We start from the raw sequence: 13,092 nt of genomic DNA, 5'->3' as shown, positions 1-13,092 counted from the left end.
CTCACACGTCCGCCCCGGCATGCCGACGTACGAAGGTATCCACCAGTTGTTGCTGCACCGCGTCGCTGGCACCGGTCAGCTCGATCACGTCACCGTCGATCGACAGCTTCACCGTCCGCCCGGTGGCCGACCTGCGGAGCCACTCCCGGACCACTGCGACCACCGCTCCGAGCGCCTGCAGACCTGGCGCCAGGGAGACGCTCAGGACTCCCGCGACAGCGGCGAGCGCACCCTTCGAACCGTCCGGCGCCGCGTCCTCGGCGTACGGCTCGACCGACTGGACGTCGAGCAGCAGCAACTCCTGCCGCAGCAGCAGTGCCATGACCTCGAGCTGATCCTCGTCGGCCGCGTCCTCAACCACCTTGATCTGGACGTGATCGCCCATCGCCCCTCCCCACCCCAGGCCTTCCTCCACAATGCGCCCGTACGGCGCCGGCCACAAGCGGTGATCTAGGCTTCGGGGAACTGGAGCGGGGCGAACTGCGTCGGAGGGGGACCATGGTAGGCAAGCGGGGGCGGGTGATCGGCCGGATCGCACCCGGGATCGTCGGCGAGGTGATGCTGCCGGTCCGCGGTGCCACCGAAGCCTTCTACGCTTACCCGACGAACGACGAGGTGCTCGAGGTGGGGACACAGATTGTCGTGGTCGACTTCGACCCGCCGCGCACCGTGTACGTCGCTCGCGCCATCTGACAAGTTCCCTTGGAGGGGAAATGCTCTGGACGTACGTGATCATCGCCGCTGTGGCGGTGGTCGTCCTTCTCATCCTGTTCCGGATGGTCTGGCGGGTGGCGGAGCCGAACGAGGCGCTGATCATCTCCGGCCTCGGCGCGCACTCCAGCTCCGAGCAGGTCAACGAGACCCTCGGCTTCAAGATCGTGGTCGGCCGCGGCACCTCGGTGCTGCCGGGCTTCCAGACGGTACGACGGCTGCCGCTGGACATCCGCGCCACGCCGTTGACCGTGACGTGTGTGTCCAGCCAGGGCATCCCGCTGCACATCAAGGGCGTCACGGCGTACAAGGTCGGTGACGACTACGGCTCGATCGCGAACGCGGCCCGGCGGTTCCTGGAGCAGAGCGACGAGCAGGTGATGAGCACGATCCACGAGCTGTTCGCCGGTCACCTACGGGCGATCGTCGGCTCCACCACGGTCGAGGAGATGCTGCACGACCGGGAGACGCTGACCACCAACATCCGCGGCTCGCTGGCCGGCGACATGGAGAAGCTCGGTCTGGTGGTGGACTCGCTGCAGATCCAGGAGATCGACGACGAGTCCGGCTACATCAGGAACCTCGGGCGCCCGCAGGCCGCCGCGGTCGAGGCCGCGGCCCGGATCGCGCAGGCCGAGCGGGACCGCGAGGCGACCGAGCGTGAGCAGGTCGCGGCGGCGGCCAAGGCGGCGGCGATCCGGGAGAGCGAGATCGCGAAGGCCGGCTACCAGGCCGAGGTCGACCAGGCATCCTCGAAGGCGTTCCAGGCCGGCCCGCTGGCGGCTGCGCTGGCCAAGCAGGAGGTCGTGGTCGCCGAGACGGAGACCGCGAAGCTGAACGCGTCGCTGTCCGAGCGGCAGCTGGAGTCGACGGTGCTGAAGCCGGCCGACGCCGAGGCGTACAAGCAGCGCACGCTGGCATCGGCCGCGCGTGATGCGCAGATCGCCGGTGCCGAGGCGCAGGCTCGCGAGGTCACCCTGCGCGGTGAGGCGCAGGCGAAGGCGACCGAGCTGAACGGTAAGGCCGAGGCGTCCGCCGTCCAGGCGAAGGCGATGGCCGAGGCGGCCGGTATCAAGGCCCGTGCCGAGGCGCTGGCCACGAACACCGAGGCGGTCGTGGCGCAGCAGCTCGCCGAGGCCTACCCGGAGATCGTCAAGGCCGCGGCCAGCTCGTTCGAGAAGGTCGGCAACATGGTCGTGCTGAACGGTGCCCAGGGCATCGAGGACACCCTGGTGAAGACGATCACCATGGGCGGTTCCGGCTTCGCCCTGGCCAAGCAGCTGATCGACTCGCTGGCGACGAAGAAGGACGAGAAGCCCCTCCTCGAGCCGGTCCCCGACGAGACGGCGTAACAACCCCAGGTAACGCCCGAAGAACCCCTAGGTTCTTCGGGCGTTACTGCTTTTCAGGCCGTGTGCAGCGTGAGGCCGTAGTTCTGCAGGATCTCGTTGACCGGCTGGAACCAGGTCTCGCCGCCGCTGGTGCAGTCGCCCCAGCCGCCGGAGGTGACGCCCTGGGCCTGGTCACCGGTGATGAACGAGCCGCCGGAGTCACCACCCTCGGCGCAGACGTTGGTCTTGGTCGCGCCATAGAACAGCTGGCCGTTGCCGTAGTTCACAGTCTCGTTCTTGGCCAGGATCGTGCCGCAGTGCCAGTGACTGGTCGAGCCGCTGCGACAGACCGACGAACCGATCGGCGCCTCGGCCGAACCACGGACCAGCTGGTCGCTGACCTGGCCCCAGCCGAGCACGACCGGTACGGTCCACCAGCCGTTGCCGACCGAGACCCACGCGTAGTCGTTGTCGGGGAACGACCACGCCTGGAACGACCCGATCGCCGAGCCGTCCCAGCCGCTGACCGTGCCGCTGCGACCACAGTGGCCGGCGGTCACAAAACCGCCGTACACCGAGAAGCCGATGGAGCAGCGGATGTTGCTGACGTAGTACGGGTCGCCGCCAACCGCGCCGGCCGAGAACGTGCGTGGTACTTGCGCCGCGACCTCCTTCACCGTGACCGCGCCGGCCTTTGCGACCTTGGCCACGAATGCGTCGACGGCCTGGGATCGCTTACCTGCTTGGACGTTGATGACCACGCTGCCGGTCCGCGGGTCCGCCGCCCAGCCGCTGACCGCATCCGGCACGGCCTTGCCGGCCAGCTTGTCGACGGCAGCCTTCCGGTGGTCCAGCGTCTTGGCCGTTACGGGTACGGCGGTGACAGTGGCGCCTGTGGCTCGTACGGCGGCCGCGCGGTCCGTGCCGACCGCTCCGACGACGAGCTTGTGGCTGGCCTCGTTGTACCAGGCTCCGCCGTAAGCGGCACCGGCTGCTTTCTGGGCCGCAGGCAACAACTTCGCGGCCGACGTCTCGGCCTTCAGCCGGTCCTGCATCTGCTGCTCGGTCAGGCCGAAGTCACGTTGCATGGCGGCAGCTTGGCCGGCCACAGCCAGTGGTTCGGGGGCGGCGATCGCCTGCGCGGGCACGGTCAATACACCCGCCGTGATCACGGCGGCCAGTAAGACCTTCATCTGAACTCTCCTCACCTAGGGGCGGTTCGGTGGATGAGAGCGCTCTCAGGTAATGAGGGTGACCTACGTTGTCATCCCCGTCAAGAGTTCGTGGCGGGTCAGCGGGCGAGCGCCTGGAGGGTTGGCTGCTCACGCTGGACGACCACGGGGCGAGCCTTGGCGAGAGCGGTGCGGATGACAGCCGGCTCGGCTGACCTGGTCCAGTTCGACCACAGCATGACCAGCAGCCGGTTCCCGACGGGGACGGCGTACGAGTCCATCGACTGACCAGAGCCCTTGGATGAGATCGCCATCGAGCCGGCCGGAAGCTTGGCGGTCGCCGGTGCGATCTGCACGCCGATCCGGTCCGGACAGCTGGTCGAGGCCCGCTGGAGGTCCTTGAGCGCAGCCTGTACGCCGCCTTGCTGGTAGACGACCCGCTCCTCCGAGACGAACTCCGACGGACCTGCGCTCCAGACCAACTGCCGACGGGCCATCCGCAACTTCTCACTGGTCAAACCGGAGGCGGTCGTTCCGCACAGACCTGCAAGGGTCGGCGAATTGAGGCTGGTGATTGGCGCACCCAAAGGCTGCATCCCTGGCATGTCCCGGCTCGCTAAGCCTCCGGTCGCCAGCGCCGCGGCGGCTCGTGCGGCAGTCAATGGCTGCGGCGATGGTGCCGCGGTCGTGAGAACCACTGGCGACGGGTCCGCGGTGCCCTGCTTCGACCCGCCGCACGCGGCGACGCTCGCCAGGACCATCGCGACAACCACGCCAGAGATCGCTTTCCGCATCTGCACGAATCCCATCCGCTCTTCACTGTGCCGACTGGCCAGGCGGCGGAGTGAAGATAGCCGAGCTTGGGGTTCAGAGCCCCAGGTAGGCGAGTACCGCGAGGACGCGGCGGTGGCCTGAGTCGGTCTGCGGTAGGTCGAGTTTGAGGAAGACGTTGCCGACGTGCTTGTGGACGGCACCGTCAGAGACGACCAGCTTCGCGCCGATCGCGGTGTTGCCGAGTCCTTCGGCCATGAGTGCGAGTACTTCGCGTTCCCGCGGGGTGAGCCGGTCGAGCGGACTGCTTCGCTTGACCATCAGCTGGCTGACGACCTCCGGGTCGAGCACGGTCCCGCCGGCGGCAACCCGGCGTACCGCTTCGAGGAACTCGTCGACGCGGGACACGCGGTCCTTCAGGAGGTAGCCGACACCTTCGCTGCCGGCGGCCAGGAGCTCGGCGGCATACACCTCCTCGACGTACTGCGAGAACACCAGCACCGGCAGACCGGGCCGGACCCGGCGGGCCTCGATCGCGGCGCGCAGGCCCTCGTCGGTGAAGGTGGGCGGCAGGCGTACGTCGACGATCGCGATGTCCACCTGGTGCTGGTCGATCGCCTTGGCGAACTCGTCCGCGTCGGTGGCGACCGCGGCGACCTCGAAGCCGTTGTTGTCCAGCAGCAGGCCGAGGCCTTCGGCAAGGATCGGGTTGTCCTCGAGGATGATCACCCGCACGGAAGAATCACCTCGATGGTGGTCGGCCCACCGATCGGGCTCTGCAGCTCCATCTGACCGTCGATCGCCTGCACGCGGTGGAGCATGCCATGCAGTCCACTCCCCCGGCCCAGCAGGTCGGACTGCTCACTGATCCGTGCTCCGCCGATCCCGTCGTCCTCGATCGCCAGGTAGAGCTCCGGACCACGCCGTTCGAACTGTACGTCGACACGCCCGGCCGCACTGTGCTTGGTGACGTTGGTCAGCGACTCGGCGACCACGAAGTACGCAGCGGCCTCTACTGCGGCCGGGACCTCACCCAGCTCACCGATGCGGAGCTGGACCGGTAAAGGAGAGCGGGCGGCCAGTGCGGAGACTGCACCGGCCAGACCGCGGTCGGCGAGGATCGGCGGATACATAGTCCGCAGTACGCCGCGCAGCTCGGTCATGGCCTGCTCTGCGCCGTCACGTGCATCGTCCAGCAGTTTCGCGGCCTTCTCCGGGTCCTCAGCCATGGTCTGCTTGGCAATACCGATCCGCATCGCAAGTGACACCAGCTGGGCCTGTGTCCCGTCGTGCAGGTCCCGCTCGATCCGGCGCAGCTCCGCGCCATGCGAGTCGACAGCACCTGCCCGGCTCTTGGTGAGCTCGTCGACCCGCTGCGACAGTCTGGCGGTCTCCAACTGCTCCTGGCTCGGCTCGAGCAGGTTGAGCACCGCGTTGGCGTGACCACGCGCCACGGCCGGAGCCACCCAGCCCAGGACGGCCAAACTGACCAGCACCTGCACAGGACCCCAGATGAGCGCCTGTTCCCAGCTCCAGACATCGAGACCCATCAGGCTGAAGTTGCCCGGGTCAAGCTTCCACAGCGCCATGCTCAGGATCGCCGAGGGCACACCGACCAGTCCCGTCACCGTGATCAGCAGCTCGGGAATCATCACCACCGGCATCAGCAGCAGCCGCAGGCTGCGCTTGAACGACCTGTCCCTGAACAACGTGACCACGTCGCCCGGCTGGCGCGGTGTGGCAGCTGGCAACGGCGCCTCCGTGGACCGGCCCAGGTACTTGGCGGCCCTGCGTCGCTCGCTGTTGGCCAGCTTCACCAGCGCGCCGGTGAACGGCGTGATCAGCCAGCCGAGGAGCACACCGTTCGGCAATGCCAGCAAGAGCATAAGTGCCCGGAAATAGCGAACCGCCAGGTAGGCACATGCCCGTCCGCCCCGAGCCAGGATCTTGGTGATCATGACTCAATCCTGCGGGACGGGCGGGCACGTGTCGGTACAGCAGGCTCTACCTTTGAAGCTCTAGCAGTCTGGAACGCCCGGGAGCTTGGCGTTCGGGTCGTCGATGTAGATGTTGGTCATGTAGCCGTTCTGGTCGCGGAGCTTGGCCCACCAGTCGTTGGTGTAGCCGTTGGCGGTCACCAGGTCGCCCTGCACCTGGCACTCGACGAAGACCTGCGTCGGCCCGGGCAGCGTGGTCACGACCGACGCGGACAGCTGCGGCGCCGAGCGGACGTTGACGCCGTTCCCCCAGGTGGTGAAGTTGTACGTCGGCGGGTTCGGGTCGCCGCCGTTCACCAGCTGCATGTAGTAGTCCCAGTTCCAGTTCGGTCCCGGGTCGGTGTGGGTCTGGTTCGGCATCTCGACGTGGCCCTTGATGTGGGCCCGGTCCTTCGGGATGCCGTGGCGGTCGGCGATGTTGCTGGTCAGGGCGGCCGAGGACCGGTACATGGCGTCGGTGAACCAGGACGGCTGGTCGACGTACCCCTCGTGCTCGATCCCGATCGTGTAGCCGTTCTCGGTGCCGACGTGCCAGGCGGTGTCCTTCTCGGCGACCATCTGGGTCACCTGGCCATCGCTGGACCGGATCACGTAGTGCGAGCTGACCTGGGCCGCCGGGTCCTTGAACCAGCTGATCGTGCCGGCGTACGAGCCCTGGGTCACGTGGATGACGATGGTGGTGATCGCCTGGGTCCGGCCGGCGCGGTAGTTGCAGGTGCAGGCCGGGTTCCAGATCGCGCCCGGGTAGTCGGCGGCCTGGACCGATTTCTGGGCGCCGAGGGGCGACACCTTCGCGTACGCGCCGAGGTCCGGCGTGACCTTCTTCGGCTCGGTCGAGACGCCGGCCGTACTGACGCCGCGGGCGATCACCCGGTAGACCTCGTCGGTGTACAGGCGAGCGGTCGGGCCGTCGGCCGAGTGCGAGTACTTCGCAATGACGGAGTACCACTTGCCGAGGTCGGATCGATTGGTCAGGCCGGCTTGATCGGCGTACGAGTTCAGGACGGCGGCGGCGCCGAGGACGTTCGACGTGTCGTCCTTGGTCAGCTCGGCGACCGGCAGTCCGGTGAGTTTGCTTGCCTCGGACATCGTCTTGTTGACGTTGTTGCTGACCAGGTGCATGACGCCGTAGCCGTTCGCCTGGCTCGGCTCGCCGTTGTGGCCGTCGAGGTGCGTCTCGGCGAACCCGACGCCGACCAGCACTTCCCGCGGTACGTCGTACTTCGCGGCCGCGGTCTGGAAGGCGGAAGCCAGGTTCGACTGACCGGTCGGTGGCGGTGGCTCGGCTGCGTTGCTCGGAAGGGCTGTCAGTGCGAGTGCTCCGACAGCAAGCAGAATCGTGGCGGTGTTCCGCATGGGCGGCGGTCCTTCCCTGTCTGGTCCGCCGAGGGGCGTCGGCGGTCCCAGGAGCCACGCTAAGGCAAGATCTTCCGTTGGATCCAGTGTTCGGGTGAATTTCTTCCCGTCACCGCTGGAATACCACTCGACCACGGAGTGCGATCAGCCGCGGGTGCGTCAGGATGGCCGGGTTCGCGCGCGGATCCTCGTCGTACACCACCAGGTCGGCCGGATCGCCGGGCTGTAGTTCGCTCGGCGCACCGAGCCAGGCGCGGGCGGCCCACGACCCGGCGGCCAGGGCCTGTTCCCCCGACATGCCGATCTCGGTCAGGGCCTGGATCTCCTGCGCGACGAGCCCGTGCCCGAGGACACCGCCCGCGTCGGTCCCGGCATACACCGGTACGCCGGCCTCGAACGCGTCCCGCAGCCGGTCCAGGCGACGGGCGTACAGATCGCGCATGTGCGCCGCGTACACGGGGAACTTGCCCGCGGCCTGCTCGGCGTACTGCGGGAAGTTCTCCAGCTGGATCAGGGTCGGGACGACCGCGACGCCGTTCTCGGCCATCTGAGCGAGCAGGTCCGGCTCGAGACCGGTGCCGTGCTCGATGCAGTCGATGCCGGCGGCAAGGAGATCCGGGAGGGCGTGCTCACCGAAGACGTGCGCCGTGACGCGGGCGCCGAGCTCGTGGGCGCGGGCGATCGCGGCGTTCAGCGCCTCGGCGGGCCAGCACGAAGTCAGGTCGCCGGCCTCGCGGTCGATCCAGTCGCCGACCAGCTTGACCCAGCCGTCACCACGGCCGGCCTCCTGCTCGACGTACGCGACCAGCTCCTCGGGCTCGATCTCCCAGCCGTAGTTGCGGATGTAGCGCTTGGACCGGGCGATGTGCCGGCCGGCCCGGATGATCTTCGGCAGGTCCTCGCGGTCGTCGATCCAGCGGGTGTCGGCGGCCGAGCCCGCGTCGCGGACCAGCAACGCACCGGCGTCGCGATCCACGATCGCCTGCTGCTCCTGGATCTCCTCGTCGACGGCGCCGGTCTGGTCGAGGCCGATGTGGCAGTGCGCGTCGACCAGGCCGGGCACGATCCAGCCTCCGGTGTGCACGGTCGTCACCTCGGCAGTGGTGGGCCGGTCGACGACCAGCCCACCACTGAGGTGAAGCTCCTGCTGTTCACCGGCCGGCAGCACCGTGCCGGCGAGCCTCAGTACGGTCATAGAGGCGACCGTATCCGGGCAGCTGTCAGCCGTGCGAGCCGCCGCCCGGCGTACAGGTCGGGGTGGTGGTCTCGTTGCCGGCGCACGGCGTCCCGCTCGGGGTGTCCGTCGGGGTGTCCGTGGGTGTCGGAGTCGGCGTGGGGGTCGGCGTCGGAGTCGGCGTAGGCGTCTTCGTCGGCGTCTTGGTGGGGGTCTTGGTCGGCGTCGACGTCGGCCGGTGCGTAGGCGTCTCGGTCGGTGTGTCCACCGGCCTCGGCACCGTCGGCTTGTCCCACTGGGTCGACGTCGGTGTGGACGGCGGCACCGGTGGCGGCACGGTCGCGGTCGGCGTCGTGGTCGGAGTCGGCGTCTTGGTGTCGTCCGGCACGTCCGGGACCTGCCGCGGGTCGACCCGGCGGTCGGCGTTACCGGAGGTCCTCGCAGTGGCGATGGTGCCGGTCGCATTCGGGACCAGGACGGCGCTCTTGCTGTAGACCCGCATCCACTTCAGCACGGTGGCGACGAAGTCCTTGGAGTGCTGGTAGCGCAGCAGGGCGGAGACCAGGTCGCGGGGCTGCTTCAGGTCGTCACCTTGGGAGCAGAGCACCACGGCGACGGTGGTAACCGCGTCGTACACGTTGTTGGGGTTGCGGAAACCGTCGCCGTTGCCGTCGGCCCCGAACTCGTCCCACACCTGCGGGATGATCTGCATCGGGCCGACCGCACGGTCCCAGGTCGCGTCCGCGTCGTACTTGCCCTTGTCGGAGTCGGTGATCCGGCCGTTGCCGTGCCGACCGTTCAGCACCGGGCCGAGGATGCGGCCGCGGGTGGTGCCGGCGACGTCGACGCGTCCATCGGCAGCGTGGTCGGACTCGACCTTGCCGACACCGGCCAGCAGCGGCCAGGTCAGCCCACAGTTCGGCCGCACGACCGCGAGATTCGCGGTGGCGCGGCGGTAGGCGGGGAACACTCCGCGCGGGATGCCGTTGACGGCTCCCGGCTTCCCGGGACGGACGACCGAGCGGCCGTCGGTGGCCCCGGAGACGGGGACGTCGGCGCGGGCTGGTGAGTCGGATCCGAGCCGGCCGTCCACTCCCGGACGCTGCGGCACGATCATCGTCAGTTCGTCGAACTCGCCACTGTTCAGCCCGGCCCCAGGCGATGGGGCGACCGGGCTGCCTGCCGCGAGCTGGCCGGAGGCACCGGCTCCACCCGAAGCGACGGTCACGATGGCCCCGACCAGGAGCGGGGCCGTGCACAGTGAAGCGATGATTATTTTGACCCGACGGTTACCACTACGGGTTAGGCGCATAGCCCCTTCAACGAACCATGCGCCAGAAAGTTACATCAAGACGACGCAAAGTTACGGGCCACAGAAACGGCTCGGAAAACCGGCACCGAGGTAACGATTGCCGCTACCTCGGAGGGCCTGCGAACGGGTGCCTGGATCTTACTTGGCCGGCGAGGGCGCGTCGCTCGGGGTGGCCGCCGTCTTGGTCGGATCACCCTCCGGGCCCGTCGAGCTGCACGGACTGGGCGTCGGGGTCGGCGTGGGCGTCGGCGTCACCGTGGGGTCCCCGCTCGGCGGCGGGGTGGGAGTCGGCGTCGGGGTCGGCGTCGGGGTGTCGGTCGGCGTCGGAGTCGGCGTACAGGTCGGGTCGCCCGGAGTCGTCGGCGGAGTCGTCGGGGGCGTGCTCGGCGGCGGCGTGTACGGCGGCTTGGTGGGGGTCGTCGGCGGCTTCGTCGTACCCGGGCCGTGGGTCGGCGTGATCGTCGGCGTGACCGGCCTCGTCGTCGTGTGCCCGGCGGTCGGACGCGATGTCGTCGGGACGATCGTCGGCGTCGTAGCAGTCGTCGGCACGGTGGTCGGGGCCGAGGTAGGCGTGGTCGGCGGCGGCGTGGTCCCGGTGCGGTCGTGGTCCTCGTTGTTGTTGCCGCCGTCACCCGGAATGTCGATCGTGCCCGGCTTGTCCGGCACCGACACGGTGTCCTTGCTGTAGGACTGCATCCACCGGAGAACGGTCGAGACGTACTCCATCGAGTGGTTGTAGGTCAGCACAGCCTGGACCAGGCCCTGCGGGTCGGCCAGGTTCGCGCCGCCGGCGCAGAGGTAGTCCCCCGCCGCCCGGGCCGCGTCGAACACGTTGTGCGGATCCTTGAGCCCGTCACCGTTGCCGTCCGCGCCGAACGTCCGCCAGGTGCCTGGGACGAACTGCATCGGCCCGACCGCACGGTCCCAGGTCGCGTTCCCGTCGTACACGCCCTGGTCGGTGTCGGCGATCGCCGCCATCCCGGGGCCGCCGTCGAGGACCGGGCCGAGGATCTTGCCGCGGGTGTTGCCGCTCGCGTCGACCTTGCCGCCGCTGGCGTGGTCGGACTCGACCTTGCCGATCCCCGCGAGCAGCGGCCAGGTGAGGTGACAGCCCGGCATCGACAGCGCGAGATCGTTGGCTGCCTTCTGGTACGCCGCCAGCACCGTCCCCGGGATCCCCGAGGTATCGCCGATGACACCCTGGATCGGCTGCACGGTGCCGTCCGTCGTACCGGTGAGCGGGACCTGGATCGTGGACTTCTCCTGCGTCGGCAGACTGCCGTCGACGCCGGGCTCGGCCGGGACCTTGTTGGCCAGGTCGTCGAAGACGGCGTCCTGGCGGGGAGCGGCCAGCGCCTGCGCGTCGACGATGAACGTGTTCGAGGTGACGCCGCCGACGACGAACACGGCGACCATGGCAGTAGGCGGCGCCAAGCAGGTACAAGCGGCGGACAACTTGCCCCGCCACGTGTCCAGGTTCTTGAACTGCTGCCTCATCCGAACCGTCCTCGACGCATTCCGCAGGTGGTGTGTCTCTCGGGCGTAGGCACGATCTTAGCCGTCACAGGGTCGTGATCAACCAGTCACCGTGCGCCGCTGCATACGGTGAACGGTTTTCCGCGGGCGTGTGCAGCGTGTGGTCGCGAAGAGTTCACACTGCGGACACTGCCCTTTGGGGCGGTATCTGTCGTGCCTTCGGCAGTGGTCAGTTGCCGCCGAGCATCTTCTTCAGGTCGTCGGGTAGTTCGAAGTCGCCGCCGTTCTGGCCGCCACCGAACGCGGCGGGCAGCTCACCCGGCTGCGGGGCCTGCGGCTGCGGGGTGCCCTGGTTCGCCCGCTTGGCCGGGTTGCCGGAGCCGCGCTTCTTGCCCTTCTTCGCCTGCTGCTTCGCCTTCCGCGCGCCGCCCGCACCCGCTCCCGGCATGCCCGGCATCCCGGGCATCCCCGGCATGCCCTTGCCGGACGCCATCGCGGACATCATCTTGCGCGCCTCGAAGAACCGCTCGACCAGACCGCTGACGGTGGCCACCTCGGTGCCCGAACCCTTCGCGATCCGGGCCCGGCGGGAGCCGTTGATGATGTTCGGATCGGTCCGCTCGGCCGGCGTCATCGAGTGGATGACCGCCTCGATCCGGTCGATCTCGCGCTCGTCGAAGTTCTCCAGCTGGTCCTTGAACTGGTTCGCACCGGGCAGCATGCCGAAGATCTTGGTCAGCGGGCCCATCTTGCGGACCGACTGCATCTGGGCGAGGAAGTCGTCCAGGGTGAAGTCCTTGCCGCCGCGCTTCTGCAGCTTGGCCGCGGTCTTGGCGGCCTCCTCCGCGTCGAAGCTGCGCTCGGCGGACTCGATCAGGCTCATCACGTCGCCCATACCGAGGATGCGCGAAGCCATCCGGTCGGGGTGGAAGACGTCGAAGTCCTCGAGCTTCTCGCCGTTGCTGGCGAACATCACCTGACGGCCGGTGACCTGCGCGATCGACAGCGCGGCACCACCGCGGGCGTCACCGTCCAGCTTGGACAGTACGACGCCGTCGAAGCCGACCCCGTCGAGGAAGGCCTGCGCGGTGTTGACCGCGTCCTGACCGATCATCGCGTCGACTACGAACAGGATCTCGTCAGGGTTCACCGCGTCGCGGATGTCGGCGGCCTGCTTCATCAGCTCTTCGTCGACACCCAGCCGGCCGGCCGTGTCGACGATGACCACACTGTGCTGCTTGGTCCGCGCCTCGTCCATCGCCTTGCGGGCCACATCGACCGGGTCACCGACGCCGTTGCCGGGCTCGGGCGCGAACACCGGTACGCCGGCGCGGTCGCCGACCACCTGCAGCTGGGTGACCGCGTTCGGCCGCTGGAGGTCCGCGGCGACCAGCATCGGCGTCTGGTGCTGGGTCTCCTTCAGCCACTTGGCGAGCTTGCCGGCCAGGGTCGTCTTACCCGCACCCTGCAGACCGGCCAGCATGATCACCGTCGGCGGCCGCTTCGCCATCCGCAGCTCGCGGGTCTCGCCGCCGAGGATCTTGACCAGTTCCTCGTTGACGATCTTGATCACCTGCTGCGCCGGGTTCAGCCCGCCGCGCACCTCGGCCCCGCTGGCCCGCTCACGCACCGCCGCGATGAACTCCCGCACCACCGGCAGCGCGACATCGGCCTCCAGCAACGCGATCCGGATCTCCCGGGTGGTCGCGTCGATATCGGCGTCAGTCAGCTTGCCCTTGCCCCGCAGATTCTTGAACGCGGTGGAGAGCCGATCGGAAAGCGTGTCGAACAC

General features: G+C 68.7%; 12 protein-coding genes. 2 read left to right on the top strand and 10 right to left on the bottom strand.

Annotated elements, in window-relative coordinates:
• Position 1: 1 nt before the first annotated feature.
• The gene (locus tag EV650_RS39630) at positions 2–385 is read right to left on the bottom strand and encodes a hypothetical protein (protein WP_134124376.1); all 384 of its coding nucleotides are present in this window, start codon (positions 383–385) and stop codon (positions 2–4) included.
• A 113-nt stretch (positions 386–498) separates the two neighbouring features.
• Here EV650_RS39630 and EV650_RS39625 point away from each other — a divergent pair, with 113 nt between their 5' ends.
• Together EV650_RS39625 and EV650_RS39620 are read left to right on the top strand one after the other, a co-directional pair.
• On the top strand, positions 499–693 hold the full coding sequence (locus EV650_RS39625; RefSeq protein WP_134124375.1) for an NfeD C-terminal domain-containing protein: 195 nt from the start codon (positions 499–501) through the stop codon (positions 691–693).
• Between the two features lie 20 nt (positions 694–713).
• The gene (locus EV650_RS39620) at positions 714–2,063 is read left to right on the top strand and encodes an SPFH domain-containing protein (protein WP_134124374.1); all 1,350 of its coding nucleotides are present in this window, start codon (positions 714–716) and stop codon (positions 2,061–2,063) included.
• 53 nt (positions 2,064–2,116) lie between these two features.
• Here EV650_RS39620 and EV650_RS39615 read toward each other — a convergent pair whose 3' ends face one another.
• The 9 genes from EV650_RS39615 to ffh form a co-directional block, all read right to left on the bottom strand.
• On the bottom strand, positions 2,117–3,235 hold the full coding sequence (locus EV650_RS39615) for a S1 family peptidase (protein ID WP_134124373.1): 1,119 nt from the start codon (positions 3,233–3,235) through the stop codon (positions 2,117–2,119).
• A gap of 98 nt (positions 3,236–3,333) precedes the next feature.
• Positions 3,334–4,023 carry a hypothetical protein gene (locus tag EV650_RS39610; protein WP_134124372.1) on the bottom strand — a complete coding sequence of 230 codons (690 nt, stop codon included), beginning with the start codon at positions 4,021–4,023 and terminating at the stop codon, positions 3,334–3,336.
• Between the two features lie 58 nt (positions 4,024–4,081).
• The gene (locus tag EV650_RS39605) at positions 4,082–4,720 is read right to left on the bottom strand and encodes a response regulator transcription factor (protein ID WP_134124371.1); all 639 of its coding nucleotides are present in this window, start codon (positions 4,718–4,720) and stop codon (positions 4,082–4,084) included.
• Positions 4,711–5,943 carry a sensor histidine kinase gene (locus EV650_RS39600; RefSeq protein ID WP_134124370.1) on the bottom strand — a complete coding sequence of 411 codons (1,233 nt, stop codon included), beginning with the start codon at positions 5,941–5,943 and terminating at the stop codon, positions 4,711–4,713. The genes EV650_RS39605 and EV650_RS39600 overlap by 10 nt, the downstream gene beginning before the upstream one ends.
• 60 nt (positions 5,944–6,003) lie before the next feature.
• Complete coding sequence (locus tag EV650_RS39595) at positions 6,004–7,338, bottom strand: N-acetylmuramoyl-L-alanine amidase (RefSeq protein WP_134124369.1); 1,335 nt, start codon at positions 7,336–7,338, stop codon at positions 6,004–6,006.
• A gap of 109 nt (positions 7,339–7,447) precedes the next feature.
• Positions 7,448–8,533 (bottom strand): amidohydrolase family protein, encoded by a 1,086-nt coding sequence (locus EV650_RS39590; protein WP_134124368.1) that lies wholly within the window; start codon positions 8,531–8,533, stop codon positions 7,448–7,450.
• A gap of 25 nt (positions 8,534–8,558) precedes the next feature.
• Positions 8,559–9,740, bottom strand: coding sequence for a lytic transglycosylase domain-containing protein (locus EV650_RS39585; protein WP_238174768.1), 1,182 nt, complete (start codon positions 9,738–9,740; stop codon positions 8,559–8,561).
• A 222-nt stretch (positions 9,741–9,962) separates the two neighbouring features.
• Complete coding sequence (locus tag EV650_RS39580) at positions 9,963–11,321, bottom strand: lytic transglycosylase domain-containing protein (protein WP_202875336.1); 1,359 nt, start codon at positions 11,319–11,321, stop codon at positions 9,963–9,965.
• A 208-nt stretch (positions 11,322–11,529) separates the two neighbouring features.
• Positions 11,530–13,092, bottom strand: a complete 1,563-nt coding sequence (ffh, locus tag EV650_RS39575) for a signal recognition particle protein (RefSeq protein ID WP_134124366.1) — start codon at positions 13,090–13,092, stop codon at positions 11,530–11,532.

Origin of the sequence: Kribbella kalugense (assembly GCF_004365875.1) — a bacterium.
In the GTDB taxonomy this organism is placed as follows: Bacteria; Actinomycetota; Actinomycetes; order Propionibacteriales; family Kribbellaceae; genus Kribbella; species Kribbella kalugense.
This window is presented reverse-complemented; position numbering and strand designations above follow the sequence as displayed.